We start from the raw sequence: 21,957 nt of genomic DNA, 5'->3' as shown, positions 1-21,957 counted from the left end.
GACTCCTCGGTAGGCGGGTGGTGTGAAAGACGAACGAGCGCGCGGCTCGCTACAGGTTGCGGTCGGTGGGGAGCCCCTCGACGACCAGTTCGGCGAGCGTTCGTGCTGCCAGCCGGGTGATCGGCTTGAGATCTTTGTAGGAGACGACGCTGCCGGCGGCAAGTTGAGGGTCGTAGGGGATGCGCACGATCTCGCGTACGCGGGAGCGAAAGTGCGACTCGATTTCTTCGAGGCGAACCAGGTTGGTGCCCTGGGTGGCGGTGTTGAGGGCGACGATCGCGTTGCGCACGAGGTCGCCGTAGCCGTTGGCTTCGAGCCAGGTGAGAGTTTCGGAGGCCAGACGGGCCTCGTCGACGCTGCCGCCGGAGACGATCACGATGGAGTCGGCGCGCTGCAGGGTGGCCCGCATGACCGAGTGCACGATGCCGGTACCGCAGTCGGTGAGTGCGATCGAGTAGTAGCGGGCCGCGAGGTCGGCGACGACGTTGTAGTCGTTCTCGTCGAACGCCTCGGAGAGCAGCGGGTCGGTGTCGGAGGCGAGAATGTCGAGGCGCGTTTCGTCGCGGGAGACCAGAGCGGAGAAGTCGGTGAAGTTGCCGATCGATGCGGCCTTGGAGACGACGTCGCGCACGGTCGACCTGGTCTGCTTGCTCACGCGTTCGGAGAGTGTGCCGCGGTCAGGGTTGGCGTCGATGGCGATGATGCGGTCGTCGCGGGCATCCGCCAGGGCCATTCCGAGCAGGGTCGTGACCGTGGTCTTGCCGACGCCGCCCTTGCGGGTGAGGATCGGAACGAACCGCGTGCCGCCCTCAAACTGGCGGCGGATGCGCTCGTCCATCTCCTTGTAGGCCTGCACCTTGGCGGAGTCGCCCAGGTTGACCAGGTGCAGGGTGAGGGCGTAGACGAATTCGGGCCAGGTGCCCTGCGGCGCCTTGCGGGTCTTACGGTTGACCGCGAGCAGGCGATCAGAGGTGAGCATGGCGGCCGACTCGGGGGCCGTGCTGTTTTCGGTACGGATGCGGTCGCGCCGAACTGTGGAGGCGGCATCCGCTCGGGAGAGCGATTCGATGGCCGAGCTGGCTCCGGCTGAACGGGCCGGCGCCGGCGTCGAGATTTCAACGGTGTGGGTGGCCGGGGTGGACACGATCCGGGTCGTGTCGAGGCCGATGCCCCCGGCCGACCGGCCCACGGCAGGCACCGAGCGGCGGGGCCCGACCGGCACCTCGATCGGAACGCTCAGGCTCTCGGGCAGGGACGCAGCGAGGTTGTCGATCGTGTGCGGCGGCAACTCGCTGTGATAGTCGTCGCGCTCGTCACGGGTTCGCTTGGCGGCAGACACCGGGCGCGCGGGCGCGCTCTGGTCGTCAGTACGTTTGTCTGGCACGGGTACATCCTCAACTGGTCGATAACGGCCCTAATCTTAGCGCGGACGCACAACCACGAGCAGATCGCCCGCATCGACCTGCTGGGTGAGCGGGATGGCGACACGTTCGATGGTTCCGGCGATCGAGGTGGTGATCGCCGCTTCCATTTTCATGGCTTCGATCGACGCGACGCTTTGGCCGGCTTCAACGTGAGCGCCTTCCTCGACCTGCAGGGTGACCACGCCGGAGAAGGGTGCGGCGATCTGACCGGGCTGGTTGGCATCCGCTTTTTCGGCGATCTTGGTCTGCACCGTGATGCTCGTGTCGCGCACGAACACCGGGCGCAGCTGGCCGTTGAGGATGGTCATGACGGTGCGCATACCCTTGTCGTCGGCTTCACCGATGGCTTCCAGGCCCACGTAGAGTCGCACGCCCTTAGCGATTTCGACGGCGTGTTCCTGACCCTGCTGCAGGCCATAGAGATAATCGACGGTATCGATGACGGACAGGTCACCGTAGCTTTCCTTGACCTGTTCGAACTGGCGGGTCGGCGCCGGGAACAACAGCTGGTTGAGCATCGCGCGACGTTCGGCACTCGATGCGCCGAGGGCGGTGCGCTCCCCCGCGGTGATCTCGGTGACACCAACGCGTACGTCGCGGCCCGCGAGCACCTTGGTGCGGAACGGCTCCGGCCAGCCGCCGGGCAGTTCGCCGAGCTCGCCAGCCATGAATCCGATGACGGAGTCGGGCACGTCGTACTTGTCAGGGTTCGCCTCGAAGTCGGCCGGGTCGGCCTTCACCGCGGCGAGGTAGAGGGCGAGGTCGCCGACCACCTTCGAAGACGGGGTCACCTTGGGCACGCGGCCGAGGATAGTGTTCGCGGCGGTGTACATGTCTTCAATCAGTTCGAAGTGGTCGGCCAGGCCGAGCGCGACGGCCTGGGTGCGCAGGTTGGAGAGCTGCCCGCCCGGGATCTCGTGCGAGTAGACCCGGCCGGTCGGGGCGGAGAGGCCCGATTCGAACGGCGTGTACAGGGTGCGCACGGCCTCCCAGTACGGTTCGAGGTCGGTCGTGGCCTTGAGCGAAATGCCGGTGTCCCGTTCGGTGTGAGCGAGGGCCGCCACCAGTGAGGATGCCGACGGCTGGCTGGTCGTGCCGGCCATCGGAGCCGAGGCCACGTCCACGGCGTCGGCGCCCGCACGGGCGGCCGCCAGCAGGGTGGCCAGCTGGCCGCCCGGAGTGTCGTGGGTGTGCACGTGCACCGGAAGGTCAAAGCGTTCGCGGAACGCGCTAACGAGCTTCTCGGCGGCGCTCGGGCGGAGCAGCCCGGCCATATCCTTGATGCCGATGACGTGGGCGCCGCTTTCGACGATCTGGTCGGCCAGGCGCAGGTAATAGTCGAGGGTGTAGAGGTTCTCGGCCGGGTCGAGCAGGTCGCCGGTGTAGCAGACGGCAACCTCGGCCAGGGCGGTACCGGTGTTCAGCACCGCGTCGATAGCCGGGCGCATCTGTGACACATCGTTGAGGGCGTCGAAGATGCGAAAGATGTCCACGCCGGTGTCCGTGGCCTCTCGCACGAACGCGTCGGTCACCTCGGTCGGGTACGGGGTGTAGCCCACCGTGTTGCGGCCGCGCAGCAGCATCTGCAGGTTGATGTTCGGCAGGGCTTCCCGCAGGGCGGCGAGGCGTTCCCACGGGTCTTCGCCGAGAAAACGCAGCGCCACGTCGTAGGTAGCGCCGCCCCAGCCCTCGACCGAGAGCAGCTGCGGGGTCAGCCGGGCCACATACGGTGCCACGGCCACGAGATCTTTGGTACGCACCCGGGTCGCCAGCAGCGACTGGTGGGCATCCCGGAACGTCGTGTCGGTGACGGCCAGAGCGGTTTGGGCCCGAAGATCGGCGGCGAATTTGGTCGGGCCGAGCAGCTGCAGCTTCTGGCGGGAGCCGTCGGGGGCCGGGGTCGTGATGTCAAGCTGCGGCAGCTTGTCGCGCGGGTGCACCGTGGTCGGCGGCACGCCGTTGGGCTGGTTGACCGTGACCTCGGCAAGCCAATTGAGAATCTTGGTGCCGCGGTCCTTGGATTCCCGGCCGCGCAGCAGCTCGGGGCGTTCGTCGATGAACGAGGTGCTCAGGTCGCCGGCGGCGAAGTCGGGGTCGTCGAGCACTGCCTGCAGAAAAGAGATGTTGGTGGAGACGCCGCGGATACGGAATTCGGCCAGCGCACGCTTGGACCGCACCACGGCGGCTGCATAGTCACGGCCGCGGCAGGTGAGCTTGGCGAGCATCGAGTCGAAGTGCGGGCTGATCTGCGCGCCCGTGTTGACCGTGCCACCATCCAAGCGGATGCCGGCGCCGCCGGGTGACCGGTAGGTGGTGATCTTACCGGTGTCCGGGCGGAACCCGGCCGCGGGGTCCTCGGTGGTGATGCGGCACTGCAGTGCCGCGCCGCGCAGGCGGATCTCGCCCTGCGTGAGGCCGATCTCGGCCAGGGTCTCCCCCGCCGCGATGCGGATCTGCGCCTGTACGAGGTCGACATCGGTGACCTCTTCGGTCACGGTGTGCTCCACCTGGATGCGCGGGTTCATTTCGATGAACACGTGCTGGCCGGCGCGTTCGCCGACGGTGTCGAGCAGGAACTCCACGGTGCCGGCGTTGACGTAGCCGATCGAGCGGGCGAACTTGATGGCGTCGGCGTAGAGCTGCACCCGGATCTCATCGCTCAGGTTCGGCGCCGGAGCGATCTCGATGACCTTCTGGTGGCGACGCTGTACCGAGCAGTCGCGCTCGAACAAATGCACCGTCTCACCGGCGGCATCCGCCAGAATCTGCACCTCGATGTGACGGGGGCGCAGCACTGCGGCCTCGAGGAACATCGTGGCGTCGCCGAAGGCGCTGTTCGCCTCGCGCATGGCTTCTTCGAGGGCGCCGCGCAGCTCGCTCTTCTTGGCGACGCGGCGCATGCCGCGCCCGCCACCGCCGGCGACGGCCTTGGCAAAGATGGGGAAGCCAATTTCATCGGCCTGGATAATGAGCAGTTCGACGTCGGTCGATGGCTGCGTCGATTTCAACACCGGAACGCCGGCCGCAATGGCGTGCTCTTTCGCGGTGACCTTATTGCCGGCCATTTCGAGCACGTCGGCGCCGGGGCCGATGAAGGTGATGCCAGCCTGGGCGCACGCATCGGCGAGCTCGGGGTTCTCCGACAGAAAACCGTAGCCGGGGTAGATGGCGTCAGCGCCACATTCCTTGGCCACCCGGATGATTTCACTCACGTCCAGATACGCACGAACCGGATGCCCGGTCTCACCAATCTGGTACGCCTCGTCGGCTTTCAGACGGTGCAACGAGTTACGATCCTCGAATGGAAACACCGCCACAGTCTTGGCTCCGAGCTCGTACGCCGCACGCATGGCACGGATCGCGATCTCTCCGCGGTTGGCAACAAGGATTTTCTCAAACATGCAAGCCTTTCGAGGGCGTACGGGGCGCACAGCTAACGGTTAGGTTCTCTAACCCTAGTGAAGGTAACCTTGCTACTCATGCACGTACTCAGCGTAAGTTCCCTCAAGGGTGGTGTCGGCAAGACCACTGTGACCCTTGGTCTGGCTTCTGCTGCCTTCGCCCGCGGCGTGCGCACACTCGTTGTGGATCTCGATCCGCAGTCTGACGTGTCAACCGGTATGGATATCCAGGTAGCCGGTCACCTCAACGTTGCCGATGTTCTCGGCTCACCCAAGGAAAAGACGGTGCGCGCGGCTATTGCCCCGAGCGGCTGGACCCGCAACCGTTCCGGCACGATCGACGTCATGATCGGCAGCCCGTCGGCGATCAACTTTGACGGGCCGCACCCGAGCATCCGCGATATCTGGAAACTCGAGGAAGCGCTCTCGACGATCGAGAAAGACTATGAGCTCGTGCTCATCGACTGTGCACCGTCGCTCAACGCCCTCACCCGCACCGCGTGGGCCGCGAGCGACCGCGTCGCGGTCGTTACAGAGCCCGGCCTGTTCTCGGTTGCTGCAGCAGACCGTGCGCTGCGCGCGATCGAAGAAATTCGCCGAGGCCTCAGCCCGCGCCTGCAGCCGCTCGGCATCATTGTGAACCGGGCCCGCATGGCGTCGCTCGAGCACCAGTTTCGCATCAAGGAGTTGCGCGACATGTTTGGGCCGCTCGTGCTCAGCCCGCAACTGCCGGAGCGTACGTCGCTGCAGCAGGCGCAGGGCGCCGCGAAGCCGCTGCACATCTGGCCGGGCGACAGTGCGCTCGAGATGGCGGGCTACTTCGACCAGTTGCTCGACCGGGTGCTGCGCACGGCGCGCATCGGCGAGTACGCCGAGGCCCCTGCGGTCTAGTTCGAACCTAGGCTTCTGCGAGGTCGCTAAATCGAGCCTGGGCTTCTGCGCAGATGCAGCCTGGCCAGAATCCCAGCGCACCGCGGCGCGCGGGACTTACGCCAATACGCCCCAGTTTCGCCTCGCGCGCAGCGGCGCAAGTCCCGCACACGCGAATGGCGGGCACCTCGGACCGAAAAGCGGACGCTAGGAGATTTTGCGGGTGGAACGACGGGCGGCGAGCTCGTCGGCGGGGTCGACCGGATGCATGTCGAGTTCGACCAGGCTAGTCTCGACCTCGCGGAGAACTTTGCCCACGGCGATCCCGAAGACGCCCTGGCCGCGGCTGACCAGGTCGATGACCTCATCGTTGGAGGTGCACAGGTAGACGCTCGCGCCGTCGCTCATGAGCGTGGTCTGGGCGAGGTCGCTGATTCCCGACTCGCGCAGTTGGTTGACCGCGGTGCGAATCTGTTGCAGAGAGATGCCGGTGTCAAGCAGACGTTTGACAAGCTTGAGCACGAGGATGTCGCGAAAGCCGTAGAGGCGCTGGGAACCAGAACCGGCCGCGCCACGCACTGTGGGTTCGACCAGGCCGGTGCGGGCCCAGTAGTCGAGCTGACGGTAGCTGATGCCGGCCGCACGCGCGGCGACAGCGCCGCGGTAGCCGGAGTTTTCATCAAGCTCGGGCATGCCATCGGTGAACAGCAGTCCTAACGAGTAACGCGAAGCGTCAGCGTCAGGCTTGAGCTCACTCATATGGGTTGCCTCTCGGGGGTTACGCGGTGCCGTGACCTGCAGCTGCGATGAAGCGAGCGTAAAGCCACTGTGTTGCGGAATTATCTGTGGTTCGGACGTGAACGGAATACTGATGTTATGACGATGTCCTGCTGTGGATCGCTCTACCTACGGTACCGAGGTGAAGTGCCTCGCAGCATGACATTCGCGTGACCGATTTGGCGTGTCGGTCGAGTGCAGGCGGCCCCGCCAGGAAGCGACCGGATCAAATCGACGACGGTGTCTCTTGAACCTGAATCAGTCTACGACCTAGTTGGTCAGTCGGCCCAGTGCGGAGCGAATCAGGCTGCCTCGAATGACCTCGAGTTGCCCGGCGATTTCGACCGCCATTTCAGCTGCCTTCGCCCGGCTGGAGGCGTCTTTACGCCGGGCGAGCGGCACGAGCGCACTTTCGATGAGGCCGAGTTCGCGTTCCGCCGCACCGCGAAAGCCTCGGAGGTGCCGCGGTTCGATTCCACTGCGTTGCAGCTCGACAAGGGCCCGCAGCACGTGCAGCACGCTGTCGCCGTAGTGTTCGGCGGGCAGAATGATCGACGCGGAGACAGCATCGTGCAGGAGCGTGGCGGATGCCCCGGCTTCGCGCAGCAGTTCGTCGCGGGTGAGACGACGCGACGTGCCGAGCATCGACGCTCCGGGGGTGGTTCCGCCAGGCAAGACCGGCGACAGCCCGGCATCCAGATCATCCAGATAGGAGCGGATGACCTTCAAGGGAAGGTACTGATAGCGCTGCATCGACAGGATCAGTCGCAGGCGATCGACGTCGCTGGTGCAGAACTTGCGGTAGCCGGATTCCGTGCGGGCCGGGGCGACGAGGCCCTGTTCCTCGAGAAAGCGCAGCTTCGACGGAGTCAGTTCGGTGAATTCCGGGGTGAGGCGTGCCAGGACCTGGCCGATACTCAGCAGCGGCGCTGATCCCGGAGCTTGCCCTTGAGCTTCCGACACAGACACGGAACGAGCCTGGGCGGAGTTTGCCGCCACTACTCGCTCGCCGCGCGGGCGAGGTCGAGGCGCGACGCGTAGAAGGTGAGACGAAACTTGCCGACCTGCACCTCGGCGCCGTCGGTCAGAGCAGCGGTTTCGATGCGCTCACCATCGAAGTACGTGCCGTTGAGCGAGCCGAGGTCTTTCACCGTGAAGGTTGTGCCGTTACGCAGGAACTCGGCGTGCCGACGCGAGACCGTGACGTCGTCGAGAAAGATGTCGGCGTTCGGGTGGCGACCGACGCTCGTGAGATCGGCGTCCAGCAGAAAACGGGCACCGGCATTGGGTCCGCGACGAACGACCATGAGCGCCGACCCGGAGGGCAGAGCGGCGATGGATTCCTGCTCCTCGGCCGTGACGTTCGAGTTGATCGACGCGATCTGGGCGGCGAACTCCTGGCTGAAATTCATCGTTGTGTCGGTGCTGAGCATGTCGTGCACCGTGGTCGATTCGCCGGGCGTCTCGACACCGGTGGAGCCAGGAGTAGAGGATGCTGGGGTGGACTGCGCCTTGCTGGGCATTGCTTCGCCTGTCGTCGGGTTTTCGGGCTGATCTGTGGGCACGGCCTCGTTCTGCTCCTCGGAATTATTCTTTCCGGCTAGATCGACCATCATGCACCTCCTATCGTTCCAGCGTATCGGAAGATACACCCGGGGCGACCCTTGGCAGCCGAATCACTCGCATCGTTTCAATGGCATAAATAATGCCGGCCCACCAGTACAGAAAAGCGCCCCAGAGACCGAACGCCCAGCCCATCGGCTGCGACCACCATTCCAGTGCAGGAAAGGCCTGTCCGAGCATGATCATCGGCAGGGCGTAGAACAGGCAGAAGGTCGCCACCTTGCCGAGGTGGTGCACCGGCAGCGGGCCAAACCCATAGTTTGCGAGGATGACGCCCAAGGCCAGCAGAAAGACGTCACGCCCCACGATGACCAGCACAATCCACCACGGGACCAGATCGCGCCAGGCGAGTCCGATCAGAGCCGCAAAGATATAGAGGCGATCGGCGGCCGGGTCCAGCAGTTGGCCGAGGCGGGTGATCTGGTTCCAGCGCCGCGCGAGAAACCCGTCGAGCCAGTCGGTGAAACTGGAGATGCTGAGCACGACCAAAGCCCAGGCATCCTCTCCCTGGGCGAGGAGTACGAGAAAAACCGGCACCAGTACCAGCCGCAGCAGGCTCAGCACGTTGGGCAGGGTGAGCACCCGATCGCTCACCACCCCGTTCACTGCCGTCGTCACGAGAAAGAGTCTATCGAGTGGGGCCAGATTTCAATCCAGCCGCCCCCGCAGCGTGGGCCAGCTGGCAGCGAAACCGGGATGAAGGGCGAGTAGATCAACGGAACCAGCCGGAACCCAGCGCAGGGCAATGCTCTCCTGGTCGCTGATCACCGGTTCGAACTCCTCGGTCGCCTCCACGACGACGGTCGTGTACGACCAGAATCCCAAGTCGAATAGGGACGTGAATTTGACCTGCACCAGGTGCGCTGGCACGCCGGCCTCTTCCCTTGCTTCGCGCAGGGCGGCGTCGATCGCACTTTCGTTCTCGTGGCGAGCTCCACCCGGAAGCCCCCACGTATCGCCGAAATGACTCCAGACGGCGCGATGCTGCAGCAACACTCCGAGGCGCGGATGATGAACGAGGAGCCCGGCCGCACCGAATCGGCCCCAGAATTTGCGACCATCGGGAGCGTGAACCCAGGCGTCGCCGCTGTCCCGGCCCGGGCCGACCGGCGGGACGGCCGCCCCGCGCGCGACGCTCGCATCGACACCCGAACTCTCAGTCATGGTCCAAGCATGCCCCACGCAGCCCTGAGGTTCGTACGAAATTTGGCTCAGCTGACCTAGATCGACATGATCGCGTGTACCGCCGTGGTGCCCAGACGCTCACGACCGTGCAGGTCGGTCAGCTCGAGCACGACACCGACGCCGGTGAGGGTGTAGCCGGCCCGATCGATGAGACGGCTCGTGGCCGCGATCGTGCCACCCGTGGCGAGGACGTCGTCAAGGATGAGAACTCGGCTGCCGGCCGGCAGCTGGCCGATTTCGAGTTCGAGTCGGGCCGAGCCGTATTCCAACTCGTATTCTTCGGTCAGCACGGTGCCTGGCAGCTTGCCGCCCTTACGCACGGCCAGGACAGCCACGTTCGCCGCGTACCCAACTGCGGCCGCCAGCAGAAAACCGCGAGCCTCGATACCGGCTACGGCATCGAATCGGCCTCGGTGCTGGTCGGCCAGGTCGTCGATGATTGCGCGAAAAGCGACCGCGTCGGCGAATACCGGGTTGAGGTCGCGGAACAGGATGTCAGGCTTGGGAAAATCGGGGTACGAGGCCAGCAGGGCCTCAACGTAGGAGGCGGCAGATTTCGGCGCAGTGGCAGAGAGTTGAGTCACTGATCCATCTTAAGCGGATGCCGGCTCCCCGCCCGGCGCTGCAGCGGCCGCCGCTTCCCGGGCCACTGTGTCCGGGTGCGGCATCATGGCGATGGCGCTCATCGCGTCGAGAAAATGCACAACGGCCGCCTGGTGGTCGGCGGAGAGCCCCACGGCGACCTGCATGAGCTGCTGGTGCGTTCCCGACAGCGCCTGCCGCATCTGCTCGTGCGAGGACGAGGTAGCGAACAGACGCTGGGCCCGACCGTCATCCGGGTTCACCTCCCGGCGAATGTGGCCAGACGCCGTGAGCCTGGAGAGGAGCTTCGCGGTGGCGGCCGACGAGATGTTCAGGAATTCGCTGAGATCCTTGGGGCTGGCGACGCGGTTTTGGCGTTCGCAGGCGATGAGGTGACGGATGGCCATCAGGTCTGTTTCATTGATCTGCATCTCAGCCTGGGCGCGCTGACGCATCGCGGCGTCGGCCACGCGAAACCGGCGCACGGCACGCAAAACCTCCATGGCCGAAGAAACTCCGGCGTTCTTGGGGTCGTACCAGTACGTCCCGGGCGCTGGGGGGTTACTCTCATCGTGGGACATATCCCCATGGTAACGTGGGCAGTCGCTAACTTGGTTAGTTATTTCCGATCATGTTAAGGTTACAAAAAGAAGGGGAGCACACGTGCACACCGCCAATACCCTTGATGAGCACGTAATCCTCCTCGATGACGAGGGCCGCCACATTGGTACCGCGCCGAAGCACAGCATCCACGGATCGGACACCGTCCTGCACCTGGCGTTCTCGTGTTATGTCCTCAATCCGCTCGGCGAAGTGCTCGTCACTCGACGGGCGCTGACCAAGAAGGCCTGGCCGGGTGTCTGGACCAACTCGTTTTGTGGGCATCCGCTTCCCACCGAACCGCTGACGCAGGCCGTCACCCGCCGGGCCGGATTTGAACTCGGGCTCGAGCTCGACCACATCGATCTCGCACTCCCCCAGTTTCGGTACCGTGCCACCGACAGTAATGGCATCGTCGAGAACGAGATCTGCCCCGTCTATCTGGCCACGACCGTCGCCGAACCCACGCCGAACCCCGACGAGGTCGCCGAATACGCCTGGACCCGCCCCGCAGACCTGTACCGGGCAGTGACGGATGCCCCGTGGGCGTTCAGCCCGTGGATGGCTCTGCAGGTGCAGCAGCTGGACACTTTTCGTGCTTGACACGGTCGCGACGGGCGTCGAAACCGAACTGACCCGGTTTTTCGCGGCCGCACGACTGCGCGCGAGCGACTACGGCGAGCACTATGTGGCGTTGTGGGATTCCCTGGAGCAGGCCAGCAGTGGCGGCAAGCGCGTGCGCCCCGCGCTCGTGCTCGCCGCCTATGCCGGTTTCGGTGGTCGTGATCAGTCCCTGGTAGCACCGGTCGCCGTGAGCTTTGAGCTGCTGCACACGGCATTTCTGATTCACGACGATGTCATCGACCGCGACCTGGCGCGTCGCGGGGTCGCCAACATTGCCGGGCGTTTCAACGACCGGGCGCTCGCGCACGGAGCCGTTGCCGACCAGGCCGGGGTCTGGGCGGCGGCGGCCGCTATTCTCGCCGGCGACCTGGCGCTCAGTGAGGCGCATCGGGCGCTGGCCAAGCTGCCGGTCGACGTGCACACCAGGCTGCGGCTGCTCGACCTGCTCGACCGGGCGGTGTTCGTCTCGGCCGCCGGGGAATTGGCCGACGTGACCAACAGTTCGGCGCAGCATCCGCTCAGCGTGGAGGAGGTCATCACCACCCTGGAGAACAAAACCGCCGTCTACTCCTTCGAAGCGCCGCTCCAAGCCGGGGCGGTGCTGGCCGGAGCCTCGGCCGAGGCGATTCGCCTGCTCGGGCGGTACGGACGTCTCGTCGGGGTGGCCTTTCAGCTCACCGACGATCTGCTCGGGGTGTTCGGCGACCCGGTCAAGACCGGCAAGAGCGTCACCGCCGACCTGCGCGAGGGCAAGCAGACCGCGCTGATCGCCCACGCCGGCGGCACCGAGAGCTGGTCGCTGATTGCGCCGTATCTCGGCAAGATCGACCTCAGCGAGGAGGAAGCGGAACGGGCGCGGGAGCACCTGCGCGCCTGCGGTGCGAAAGCGGCCGCTGAGGGGCTGGCCTACGACCATTCTCGACTGGCAGTCGACACGCTCGACCCGGCGATCATTCCCGCCGAGCTGCGGGCAACCCTGATCGAGTTGGCCGAGGCCGCCGTGAATCGGGCCCGCTGATGACGCCGCTGCGAGCAGTATCGTCTCGAACGGCCTCCGACACGAATCTGCTCAAATACGCGGAGACCGCGCGGGCCAGTTCCGCGACGGTGATCGGACACTATTCCACGTCGTTCGGCCTTGCCGCCCGGCTGCTCGACTCCCGGGTGCGCACCCCGGTACGAACGATCTATGCCCTCGTGCGCATCGCCGACGAGATCGTCGACGGAGCCGCCACCGAGGCCGGCGTCGGGATAGAGGAACAGCGGCAGCTGCTGGACGAACTCGAACTAGAAACCGAACGTGCCATCGTGCGTGGTTACAGCACCAATCTGGTCGTGCACGCCTTTGCCGCTACGGCCAGGCAGTGCGGAATCGACTCCAGCCTGATCGCCCCCTTCTTCGCGTCGATGCGCCGTGACCTTGACCCGACCCCGTTCAGCGCCGAGGGCGTAGCCGAGTACATTTACGGTTCAGCCGAGGTGATCGGGCTCATGTGCCTGCGCACTTTCGTGCACTGGTCCCCGCGCAACGACTCCGAACTCAGTGTGCTCGAAGACGGTGCACGCCACCTCGGCGCGGCTTTTCAGAAGATCAATTTTCTGCGCGACTTGTCCTGTGATCGCGAGGTCCTCGGCCGCAATTATTTTCCGGGGATCGACCCGCTGCACCTCACCGACGCGCAGAAGAACGTGATCCTCGACGACATCGATGCCGACCTCGCAATTGCCAGTGCCGTTCTGCCGCTGCTGCCTGCTGGCTGCCGGCGCGCCGTCGCCGCCGCACAGGGCCTGTTCACCCGGCTGTCCCGACGGCTGCGGTCGACCCCGACCAACCAGTTATTGCGCTCCCGCGTGCGGGTGCCGGATGGAGAGAAACTAATGATCGCCCTGAACTCCACCATCGGCCGCGGCGCGTGGAAGCGATGACACGCACCATCGTGATCGGCGGCGGGATCGCCGGTCTGGCCAGCGCCGCCCTGCTTGCCAGGGAAGGCCACGACGTCACCCTCCTGGAATCCCGCGCCGAACTCGGCGGCCGGGCCGGCCTCTGGGAGACCGAAGGATTTCGCTTCGACAAGGGCCCATCGTGGTACCTGATGCCGGAGGTGTTCGAGCACTTCTACCGTCTGTTCGGCTCCAGCTCGGCCGAGCAGCTCGACCTCGTGAAACTCGACCCCGGCTACCGGGTGCTCTTTGAGGGTGACCCTGTTCCGGTGGATATTCGCGCCGACCGGGCCGCAAACATCCGCTTGTTTGAATCGGTGCAGCCGGGGGCCGGACGGGCGCTCGATCGGTATCTCGACTCGGCGACCGAAACCTATGACATGGCCGTGAAGCGATTTCTGTATTCGAGCTACGAATCGTTCCGCCCGTTCCTGGTGCCCGACGTACTGCGCCGTCTCGGTCGACTGGCGCGTCTGCTGCTGCAACCGCTCGACAAATTCGTCGCGGGCTTCGTGACTGACGCACGGCTGCGTCAGATTCTCGGGTACCCCGCGGTCTTCCTGGGTTCGGCGCCCAACCTCACGCCGTCGATGTATCACCTGATGAGTCATCTCGACCTCGCCGACGGAGTGCTTTACCCGCAGGGCGGATTCAGCACGCTGATCGACAGCATCGCAGCGATAGCCCGATCCGAAGGCGTTCGAGTGATCACCGAAGCTACGGTCACCGCTATTCGGGTGAACGGTGACAAAACCGTCGCCGGGGTCAGCTACCGGGATTCCGCTGGGCAGTCGGTGAGCCTCGACTCCGAAAGCGTCGTCTCGGCCGCCGACCTGCACCACACCGAAACCGAATTGGTGCCGACCGCACTGCAGACCTACCCGGAACGCTGGTGGCAGAAACGCCGGTCGGGCCCGGGAGCCGTGTTGGTCATGCTCGGCGTGAGCGGTGAGCTCCCCCAGCTGCAACACCACTCACTGTTTTTCACGACGGACTGGGGCAAGAACTTCGGCCAGATCTTCGGTAAGACGACATCGGTGCCGTCGCCCGCGTCGCTGTACGTCTGCATGCCGAGCGCGACCGACCCCTCGGTCGCACCGACCGGCGACAGCAACCTGTTCGTGCTCGTGCCCGTTCCGGCCGATGTGGCCCTCGGTGCCGGCGGCATCAACGGTGCCGGTTCAGTCACGATCGAGCTGATAGCGGATGCCGCCATCGCGCAGATCGCCCAGTGGGCCGGAATCCCCGACCTCGCCGCCCGCATCACGGTGCGACGCACCGTCGGCCCGGCCGACTTCGCCGACGACCTGAATAGCTGGAAGGGCGGCGCTCTCGGGCCGGCCCACACGCTACGACAGAGCGCCTTCATGCGCGGATCGAATATGTCGAAGAAGATTTCCGGCCTGTATTACGCTGGCGGCACCACGATTCCCGGCATCGGACTGCCGATGTGCCTGATCAGCGCTGAAATTCTACTCAAGCGGATGCGCCACGACACCAGCACCGGACCGCTGCCCGAACCGCTGCCGGCCCGGCCAGGCCGGCCGGCCGTGCCTGGCGGATTCGGAGGATTCGGAGGATTCGGAGGATATTCCGACACCCCAGCGGAGTCTGCGCCGCCCTCGTGAGCGTTCTGTACCTGCTGACGCTGCTGGTCTCGCTTGGAGGCATGGTGGTGCTGGACTGGCGTTTTCGGCTGTTTTTCTGGCGTTCGCCCGGCCGGGCAGCCCTGGTGCTCGGTATCGGTGTGCTGTTCTTTCTCGGCTGGGACCTCGCCGGCATCGGCCTGGGTATCTTCTACCGCGGGGAAACATCGCTGATGACCGGCGTGCAGCTGGCGCCGGAACTGCCGCTCGAGGAATTCTTCTTTCTCACTTTTCTCTGCTACCTCACCATGAACCTGGTGCAGGGGGCCCGGCTGGTTCAGGGCCGGCGGGCTACCAAGTGACCTACCTGCTCCTGAACGCGGTCTTTCTCGCCGTCGCCGCGCTCGTAGCCGCAGTGGCCGCCCTGCGCCGGTTGATTTCGGCTCGCTTCGTCGTGCGCGTTGCCTCCGCGCTGCTGCTGACACTGCTGCTCACGGCCCTGTTCGATAACCTGATGATTGGGGCTGGATTGTTCAGCTATGACCCGGAGCATATTTCGGGCCTGTTCGTTCTTCTCGCCCCGATCGAAGATTTTGCCTACCCGCTCGCCGCGGCGATTCTGCTTCCGGCGCTGTGGACATTGGTGGGCGGCACCAGGTTAGGACAAACGGATGACTGAGCAGCTCGGCACTTCAGGGTGGAAGACCCGGCAGGTTGTGCAGTCGTCGCGGCCGCTCAGCTGGATCAACACGGCTTTTCCGTTTGCCGCCGCCTACGTTGTGACCACCGGGCGTGTGGACGCGACGCTGATCGTGGGCACGCTGTTCTTTCTGATTCCGTACAACCTGCTGATGTACGGCATCAACGATGTTTTTGATTACGAGTCCGATTTGCGAAACCCCCGGAAGGGCGGTGCCGAGGGGGCGCTGCTGCACCCCGCACTGCACCGAACGGTGATTGCCGCGGGCGTCCTCAGCTGTGTGCTTGTCGGCGGTGCGATGGTGTGGTTGGCGGGGGCTGGACATCCGCTCTCCTGGGTCGTGCTTGCCGTCAGCCTGTTCGCTGTGGTGGCGTACTCGGTGCGCGGGTTGCGATTCAAGGAACGGCCCATTCTGGACTCGATCACCTCGAGCACCCACTTTGTCAGCCCCGCCATCTATGGCCTCGTCGTGGCCGGTGCCACCGTGAACCTCGGGCTGCTGGCCCTGCTCGCCGCCTTCTTTCTGTGGGGCATGGCCAGCCACGCCTTCGGTGCCGTACAGGACGTCGAGCCCGACCGCCAGGCCGGAATCGCGTCCATCGCGACAGCGCTCGGCGCCTGGCCGACGGTGCGCCTCGCGATCACCTTCTGGGGTCTGGCCGGTCTGCTGATGCTCGCCATCCCCTGGCCAGGGCCGCTCGCCGCGGTGCTGGCCGTTCCCTACATTCTGGCGGCGCTGCCGTTCTGGTCGGTCAGTGACGAGCTGTCCGAGAGCGCCAACCGCGGCTGGAAACGATTTCTCTGGCTCAATTTCTTCACCGGTTTTGTCGTGACCATGCTGCTGATCCTCTGGGTGCGGCAGGGCGGCTGATTTTCGACTCGGCCCGTTGGCTAGAGTGAAGGGATGGAGCTTACCTCTGCCCGCGTCGACAGCTGGAGCTGGGGCGTGCGCTTGTTCAAGACCCGATCAATGGCCACAACCGCCTGCCGCGCCGGGCACGTGCGGGTGAACGGCGACAAAGCCAAAGCCGCGCAGGCCCTGCACATCGGTGATGAGGTTCGTGTGCGCAGCGACGGTTTCGACCGGGTGCTGATCGTGTCGCGTCTCGTGGTCAAACGGGTCGGCGCCGTGATCGCCGCCGAGTGCTACGTCGACAAGACTCCCCCGCCACCGCCCCGCGAAGAGGTCGCACTCGTGCCGATGCGCGACCGCGGCGCCGGGCGCCCGACCAAGCGCGAGCGCCGAGAGATCGACGAGCTGCGGGGCCATATCAACGAGTGAGCACTACGACAAACGCACGTCAAAGCGGATGCTGCGCTTGCGCTGACCGCTCAGGCGTGTGTCGGCGGGTGCGGCAGAGCCGGCTTGGGCCGAGGCTCGGCTGATTTCGGTGCTGGGGCCGGTATCAGCGCTTCCGGTGTTACTGCGGGTGCTGGCTGCGCCTGGCGCGACTGGGCCGACTGGGCCGACTGCAGCGCGGCGAGAACGCCGAGGGATCGTTTGATGCGATCTTCGGCGGCGGTGTCGATGTGGCTCGCCGCGAGGTTTGCCTCGCTGACCGCGCGCACGACCTCGTCGCGTTGAATCTTCACGCCCCGCGGTGCGTCGATGCCGATGCGCACACTGTCGCCGCGGGCGTCAAGCACGGTGATGACGATATCGTCACCGATGAGGATCTTTTCCCCCGGTTTGCGTGTCAGAACGAGCATCGTTCCAGCCTACCGTTCGCGCTCGGTGGGTCGAGAATGCGGCGGTGCAGCCCGGCGGCCGGTCGGCGCCGCCGCGACCCGCCCGTCCATCCACTCCACCGGCAGTCCGAGGTCGTCGACGGTGGCCGGCGAGGTCGTGAATTGGCGACCGAGCGCGGCCACGGCGTGCACCTGAATAGCGGTGACGACCATATTGACCCAGCGGATGGTGTCCTCGGGCTTTCGACTCGCGTCGACGACCACCCAAACCTGGTCGGCACCGATTGCGGTGAGGGTTGCCGCTCGAGCGAGAGCGTCAGACGCGGGTTCGAGGCCGTAGGCGATGAAGGTGCTGTGGCCGATATCCACGCCGTGGGCTCTGGCCAGCATGGCACCGCGCCGGTCGTCGACCCGCTCGATGCGCTCCTCCAGCAGGGTGCCGGCGATGCGCAGCTCGCCCGCACCGGCCACGCGCAGCATAAGACGAGCGATCGTGAGTGGGTCTTCCTCGAGCCCGACGATCAGAACCAGGTCTCCGGGCCGAGTGAGCGGGGCCGGTACCGGGGGTCGGGCCAACGCCGGGCGGGCGGGGCTCGGTGCTGGTGCCGAGCCCCGGGCGGGAACCGCGTCCGCGACCGGCTCGGGTGCGGCATCCGGCACCACATCGCGGCCGGTCGCGAAGGTGAGTTCGTCCATGAGCTTGGCGAAACCGTCAGAGGTCGTCGAGAGCTGCGGCGACGGCTGGGCCGGGTGCAGTTGGAATTCAGCCTCGTCGGCGTCGTCGAGCAGCGCCGCTATACCCAGCCGGGCCGAGATATCAAGGCCGGCATGCGCCGACTTCTTACGCTCTGACGGCTCCAGCACCTCGACGGTGATCTCGTAGTGCTGGCGCGCGAAGAATCCGCGGATCCCGCCGACTGTGACCCGTTCGGCGGCGATGATGGTGGCGTTGGCACCGTGCTCGGCGACGACGCGTTCCTGCAGCTCCCGCAGGGTCGGACCCTCAAGCAGAAATCGTTTCGGCTCCACGGACCACACCCACTGTCTCAATGGTCACATTCGCCGATGTTACTTCCTGATACGACAATACCGGCAGACCGCCGGTCTGCGTGGAGATGAGGCGGCGGATGGCTGGCCGCAGCGCCGGAGCGCACACCAGCACAGCAGTCTGCCCGCTCGCCTCCACCTTGGCCACCGAGCTGCGCACCGAGGCGAGCACCGTCTCCAGGCGCGCCGGATCCATCAGAATCTGCGTGCCCTGATCGGAGGGGCGCAACCCCTCGAGCATGGACTGTTCGAGAGTGGGGTCGATCATGATCACGCGCAGCAGCGTGCCATCGAGATACTGTGCGGTCAGCGCCGGGCCGAGCGCCTGCCGCGCGGCCTCAACCAGACCCTCCGCATCGTTCGAGGCCTTCGCGCGCAGCGAGAGCGCCTCGTAGATGCGCGGCAGGTCGTTGATCGGAATCTGCTCGACCAGCAGGCCCTGCAACACCCGCTGTACCTCGGCGAGGGAGAGCAGACCGGGAATGAGATCGTCGACGGCCGAGGGATTGACCTGTTTGACGCCATCCGTGAGCACTCGCACGTCTTCCCGGGTGAGTAGTCGGGCCGCGTTCGTGGTGATGATCGAAGACAGGTGGGTGACCACCACCGAGACCCGGTCGATCACGGTGGCTCCGGTCATCTCGGCGCTGTGCCGCATTTCGCTCGGCACCCACTTGCCGGCCAGGCCGAACACCGGCTCGATCGTGACCTGCCCCGGCAGGGTGTCCAGGGCGTCGCCGAGGGCGAGTACTTTGCCGGCCGGTGCCAGGCCGCGCCCATATTCGACGCCGGCGATGCGAATCACATAGGTCGACGACGGCAGATCGACGCTGTCCCTGGTGCGCACCGGGGGCACGACCACGCCAAGATCCATAGCGATTTTACGCCGGAGGCCCCGTACCCGAGCGAGCAGGTCGTCGGAGGCGCCGGAGACGAGATCGACCAGGTCAGGCGAAAGCATGATCTCAAGCGCGTGCACGCGCATCTGCTCGATCAGGTCTTCGGTCGTGTCGGTCTTGGGAGCGCTCTTCTCCGACGCCGTGCTGGCCTCGATGCTCGCCTGTTTGCTGACTTCGCCGGCCTTGATTCGTTGGGCGATCAGCATGAGCGCCATCCCCACGATGAGGAACGGCAGCACCGGCATACCAGGGATCAGCGCCATGAGCACTGCTGCGGCACCGGCGATGGTCAAGGCGTTCCGCGACTGCGTCAGCTGAGCGGATGCCGTCGAACCGATGTCGGTCTCCGCGTTCGAGCGGGTGACGATCATGCCGGTGGAGACCGCCATGAGCAGTGCCGGAATCTGGGTGACGAGGCCGTCACCGATGGTCAGCAGGGCGTAGGTGTTGACCGCCTCGCCGATCTCCAAACCACGCTGCAGCATGCCGATCGCGATGCCGCCGATGATGTTGATGATGATGATGATCAGGCCGGCGATCGCGTCACCCTTGACGAACTTCGACGCACCGTCCATGGCGCCGTAGAAGTCGGCCTCGGCCGAGACTTCAGCTCGACGATCCTTGGCCTGCGCATCCGTGATCAGGCCGGCGTTGAGGTCGGCGTCGATCGCCATCTGCTTGCCCGGCATGGCGTCGAGGGTGAATCGAGCCCCGACCTCGGCCACACGCTCAGCACCCTTGGTGACGACAACGAACTGGATGACGACAAGAATCAGAAAGATGACGGCGCCGATGATGATCGAGCCGCCGACGGCGACGTGCCCGAACGCCTCGATCACCTGGCCGGCATAGCCTTCGCCCAAAACCAGACGAGTGGATGCCACGTTGAGACCGAGACGAAACAGGGTCGCCACCAGCAGCAGCGACGGAAATACCGAGAAGTCCAGCGGCTTCTTCACGAACATGGTGGTGAGCAGGGTGACCAGGCCCAGCATGATGTTCAGGATGATCAGGATGTCGAGCAGACCGGCCGGAATCGGTACGACCAGCAGCAGAATGATGCCGACCACGCCGACCGGAACGGCGAGCTTGATGAGATTGCGATTCACGAACGGCCTCCGGCAGTCTGCGGTGTTGATGAGGATGATGGAGCAAACGGTGCAGCGGCCAGTGCGCTCATGGTGTGGGTTCCCGCCGTGCTCCCCCGCTTCTTCAGTGCCATGACGAAGGCGAGCACCCTGGCGACAGCGTTGTACAGTTCCGTGGGTATCTCGTCGCCGATCTCGCACGCAGCGTGCAGCGCCCGCGCGAGCGGCACGTCCTGCACGATGGGAACATGATCGGTGTCGGCTTGCGCGCGAATGCGGGCTGCCAGGTGCCCGACTCCCTTGGCGACCACGCGCGGCGCCGATTTGCCCGGCTCATATTTGAGGGCGACGGCCACGTGGGTGGGGTTTACCAGCACGACATTGGCATCGGTCACCGAGGCGATCATGCGGTTGCGGCTCATCATCAACTGCCGGGAGCGGCGCTGCGATTTGATCAGCGGGTCGCCCTCCGAGGCCTTGTTCTCGTCCTTGACCTCTTTCTTCGTCATCATGGTTTTCTTGCGGTTGCGTTTCATGATGACGAAGATGTCGGCGGCAGCGAGCACGAGGCCGGCCGCGACGGCGGCCTGCAGCAGCGCGGCCGTGCCGCCGCCGGCCGCGATGAGCAATTCAGAAACCGGCAGCCCTCCGGCGGTCAGCAGCACCGGCATCAGGCCCTGAATCACCGAGTACAGTACGAAGCCCACGGCGGCCGTCTTGGCGAGAACCTTGACGCCTTCCCAGAGTGCCTGGGTGCCGAACACGCGTTTCATGCCCGTGACGAGATTGAACTGCTCGAACTTTCCGGCGAATTTCTTGAAGTGGATGCCGCCCTGCAGCATTGCTCCGCCCAGCACGACGACGAGCACCACGACGAAAAACGGCGTGAGAATATCGGTCAGCGAGGCCAGCCCGTTGCCGAGGGCTTCAACGGCCACGCTGGGATCTGGATTGCGGGCGAGCGTGCCGATCAGATACATCTGGTCCGTGCCCGCATCGCCGCCGGCCGCGATGGTGGCTGGCAGCATGAGACCGGCCGCGCCAACGCCGAGCCAGGCGGTGACATCCTGCGATTTGGAGAGTTCGCCCTTTTCGCGCACCCTCTTCATACGTTTTTGGGTGGCTTGTTCGGTCTTTTCGCCGGAATCGGTGTCGGACACTACCTCACCCCCATGAGCGCATCGAGGGCCTGCCCGGTGAGGGAAGAGACGATGCGCGGCAGGGCCACGAACACCGTCGCGGCGAGGCTCAGCGTGATGAGGATCTTCAGCGGAAAGCCGAGGGCGAACGCGTTGAGCGCGGGGGCGACCCGAGTGAGCAGGCCGAGGCCGGCATCCGCTAGAAACAGCACGACGAGCAGCGGGCCGGCGATCTGCACGGCGGCGAGGAACATCTGGGTGGTAGCGGCGATCATGGCCTGGGCTGGCGCGGCCAGGTCGATGCCGGAGCCGAGCGGAATGGCGGTGTAGCTGCGAAACAGACCGCCGAGCACGAGTTGGTAGGCGCCGGAGGCGAACATGAGCGCGAGGGCGGTCATCTGGAACAGTCGGGTGAATTGGGCGCCGTTGACCATCGACTGCGGGTCGAAGCCCTGCGCCATCTGGAATCCGCTGAACATGTCGATGAGGCCACCGGCGGACTGCACGGCGGCGAAAACGAGAAAGACCAGGAAGCCCAGGGTGGCGCCGACCAGGATTTCCAGGATCAGGGCCCCGACGAACCCGGCGGTGTCCTGGGAGACGTACTCGGCGGTGACCCGCGGTGAGACGGCCAGGGCCAGTCCGATGGCGAGCATGGCTTTGATGCGGGCCGGAAAAGCACGGTAGGAGAACGGCGGTGCGATGACCAGAAAAGCCACCATGCGCACACCGGCCAGCATGACCGCTTCGATCCAGGCGAAATTGAGGTTGAACTCCAC

The 21,957-nt window shown here is 65.4% G+C and carries 23 protein-coding genes; 9 read left to right on the top strand and 14 right to left on the bottom strand.

Translation table 11 applies throughout. The features are described from left to right. Positions 1–49: 49 nt before the first annotated feature. Positions 50–1,384: a MinD/ParA family protein gene (locus tag E3T35_RS05820; protein WP_241988744.1), complete on the bottom strand. Its 1,335-nt coding sequence runs from the start codon at positions 1,382–1,384 to the stop codon at positions 50–52. Between the two features lie 36 nt (positions 1,385–1,420). Beyond that, positions 1,421–4,825, bottom strand: coding sequence for a pyruvate carboxylase (locus E3T35_RS05815; protein WP_134378114.1), 3,405 nt, complete (start codon positions 4,823–4,825; stop codon positions 1,421–1,423). A gap of 78 nt (positions 4,826–4,903) precedes the next feature. On the opposite strand from E3T35_RS05815, the gene E3T35_RS05810 reads away from it, so the two are divergent. After that, entirely contained in the window at positions 4,904–5,716 is an 813-nt protein-coding gene (locus tag E3T35_RS05810) for a ParA family protein (RefSeq protein ID WP_134346942.1), read from the top strand. Between the two features lie 186 nt (positions 5,717–5,902). Here the strand turns inward: E3T35_RS05810 and E3T35_RS05805 are convergent, their stop codons facing one another. The 7 genes from E3T35_RS05805 to E3T35_RS05775 all read right to left on the bottom strand — a co-directional run bounded on the left by E3T35_RS05805 (position 5,903) and on the right by E3T35_RS05775 (position 10,443). Further along, positions 5,903–6,454 (bottom strand): MerR family transcriptional regulator, encoded by a 552-nt coding sequence (locus tag E3T35_RS05805; RefSeq protein ID WP_092339744.1) that lies wholly within the window; start codon positions 6,452–6,454, stop codon positions 5,903–5,905. 288 nt (positions 6,455–6,742) lie between these two features. After that, a complete protein-coding gene (locus E3T35_RS05800) occupies positions 6,743–7,441 on the bottom strand; it encodes a MerR family transcriptional regulator (protein WP_369827364.1) in 699 nt (232 codons plus the stop codon). 29 nt (positions 7,442–7,470) lie between these two features. Continuing rightward, positions 7,471–7,905, bottom strand: coding sequence for an FHA domain-containing protein (locus E3T35_RS05795; protein ID WP_092339870.1), 435 nt, complete (start codon positions 7,903–7,905; stop codon positions 7,471–7,473). A gap of 190 nt (positions 7,906–8,095) precedes the next feature. Then, positions 8,096–8,713, bottom strand: a complete 618-nt coding sequence (locus E3T35_RS05790; RefSeq protein WP_233197507.1) for a CDP-alcohol phosphatidyltransferase family protein — start codon at positions 8,711–8,713, stop codon at positions 8,096–8,098. A gap of 30 nt (positions 8,714–8,743) precedes the next feature. Then, positions 8,744–9,259 carry an NUDIX domain-containing protein gene (locus tag E3T35_RS05785; protein WP_092339743.1) on the bottom strand — a complete coding sequence of 172 codons (516 nt, stop codon included), beginning with the start codon at positions 9,257–9,259 and terminating at the stop codon, positions 8,744–8,746. Positions 9,260–9,315: 56 nt separating this feature from the next. Next, positions 9,316–9,864, bottom strand: a complete 549-nt coding sequence (locus E3T35_RS05780) for an adenine phosphoribosyltransferase (RefSeq protein WP_092339742.1) — start codon at positions 9,862–9,864, stop codon at positions 9,316–9,318. Positions 9,865–9,873: 9 nt separating this feature from the next. Further along, positions 9,874–10,443: a MarR family winged helix-turn-helix transcriptional regulator gene (locus E3T35_RS05775; protein ID WP_134346718.1), complete on the bottom strand. Its 570-nt coding sequence runs from the start codon at positions 10,441–10,443 to the stop codon at positions 9,874–9,876. Between the two features lie 82 nt (positions 10,444–10,525). Here E3T35_RS05775 and idi point away from each other — a divergent pair, with 82 nt between their 5' ends. The 8 genes from idi to E3T35_RS05735 are packed head-to-tail and all read left to right on the top strand — an operon-like array spanning position 10,526 to position 16,598. Then, positions 10,526–11,065 (top strand): isopentenyl-diphosphate Delta-isomerase, encoded by a 540-nt coding sequence (gene idi / locus E3T35_RS05770; RefSeq protein ID WP_134346717.1) that lies wholly within the window; start codon positions 10,526–10,528, stop codon positions 11,063–11,065. Beyond that, a complete protein-coding gene (locus E3T35_RS05765; protein WP_166789847.1) occupies positions 11,058–12,104 on the top strand; it encodes a polyprenyl synthetase family protein in 1,047 nt (348 codons plus the stop codon). The genes idi and E3T35_RS05765 overlap by 8 nt, the downstream gene beginning before the upstream one ends. Beyond that, the gene (locus E3T35_RS05760) at positions 12,104–13,012 is read left to right on the top strand and encodes a squalene/phytoene synthase family protein (protein ID WP_134378113.1); all 909 of its coding nucleotides are present in this window, start codon (positions 12,104–12,106) and stop codon (positions 13,010–13,012) included. The genes E3T35_RS05765 and E3T35_RS05760 overlap by 1 nt, the downstream gene beginning before the upstream one ends. Continuing rightward, a complete protein-coding gene (gene crtI / locus E3T35_RS05755; protein ID WP_134378112.1) occupies positions 13,009–14,658 on the top strand; it encodes a phytoene desaturase family protein in 1,650 nt (549 codons plus the stop codon). Before E3T35_RS05760 ends, crtI begins: the two co-directional genes overlap by 4 nt. Continuing rightward, positions 14,655–14,978: a lycopene cyclase domain-containing protein gene (locus tag E3T35_RS05750; protein ID WP_092339736.1), complete on the top strand. Its 324-nt coding sequence runs from the start codon at positions 14,655–14,657 to the stop codon at positions 14,976–14,978. The genes crtI and E3T35_RS05750 overlap by 4 nt, the downstream gene beginning before the upstream one ends. Beyond that, positions 14,975–15,295, top strand: a complete 321-nt coding sequence (locus E3T35_RS05745) for a lycopene cyclase domain-containing protein (RefSeq protein ID WP_134346713.1) — start codon at positions 14,975–14,977, stop codon at positions 15,293–15,295. Before E3T35_RS05750 ends, E3T35_RS05745 begins: the two co-directional genes overlap by 4 nt. Beyond that, positions 15,288–16,187, top strand: a complete 900-nt coding sequence (locus E3T35_RS05740; RefSeq protein WP_134346712.1) for a prenyltransferase — start codon at positions 15,288–15,290, stop codon at positions 16,185–16,187. Before E3T35_RS05745 ends, E3T35_RS05740 begins: the two co-directional genes overlap by 8 nt. A 33-nt stretch (positions 16,188–16,220) precedes the next feature. After that, entirely contained in the window at positions 16,221–16,598 is a 378-nt protein-coding gene (locus E3T35_RS05735; RefSeq protein WP_134346711.1) for an RNA-binding S4 domain-containing protein, read from the top strand. Between the two features lie 50 nt (positions 16,599–16,648). Here E3T35_RS05735 and csrA read toward each other — a convergent pair whose 3' ends face one another. From csrA to E3T35_RS05710, 5 genes are read right to left on the bottom strand one after another with little or no spacing between them, the layout of a single operon-like run. Then, entirely contained in the window at positions 16,649–17,026 is a 378-nt protein-coding gene (gene csrA, locus E3T35_RS20170) for a carbon storage regulator CsrA (protein ID WP_134346710.1), read from the bottom strand. Positions 17,027–17,035: 9 nt separating this feature from the next. Beyond that, on the bottom strand, positions 17,036–18,034 hold the full coding sequence (locus E3T35_RS05725; RefSeq protein WP_134346709.1) for a hypothetical protein: 999 nt from the start codon (positions 18,032–18,034) through the stop codon (positions 17,036–17,038). Beyond that, positions 18,009–20,060, bottom strand: a complete 2,052-nt coding sequence (locus E3T35_RS05720; RefSeq protein ID WP_092339730.1) for a flagellar biosynthesis protein FlhA — start codon at positions 20,058–20,060, stop codon at positions 18,009–18,011. The genes E3T35_RS05725 and E3T35_RS05720 overlap by 26 nt, the downstream gene beginning before the upstream one ends. Next, positions 20,057–21,199: a flagellar biosynthesis protein FlhB gene (locus tag E3T35_RS05715; RefSeq protein WP_134346708.1), complete on the bottom strand. Its 1,143-nt coding sequence runs from the start codon at positions 21,197–21,199 to the stop codon at positions 20,057–20,059. The genes E3T35_RS05720 and E3T35_RS05715 overlap by 4 nt, the downstream gene beginning before the upstream one ends. Beyond that, positions 21,199–21,957 carry a flagellar biosynthetic protein FliR gene (locus E3T35_RS05710; RefSeq protein ID WP_092339728.1) on the bottom strand — a complete coding sequence of 253 codons (759 nt, stop codon included), beginning with the start codon at positions 21,955–21,957 and terminating at the stop codon, positions 21,199–21,201. Before E3T35_RS05710 ends, E3T35_RS05715 begins: the two co-directional genes overlap by 1 nt.

It is taken from the genome of Cryobacterium sp. TMT1-2-2, from assembly GCF_004403505.1.
GTDB classification, from domain to species: domain Bacteria; phylum Actinomycetota; class Actinomycetes; order Actinomycetales; family Microbacteriaceae; genus Cryobacterium; species Cryobacterium flavum.
The sequence above is the reverse complement of the archived record's forward strand: the minus strand, read 5'-3'. Positions and strand labels throughout refer to the sequence as shown.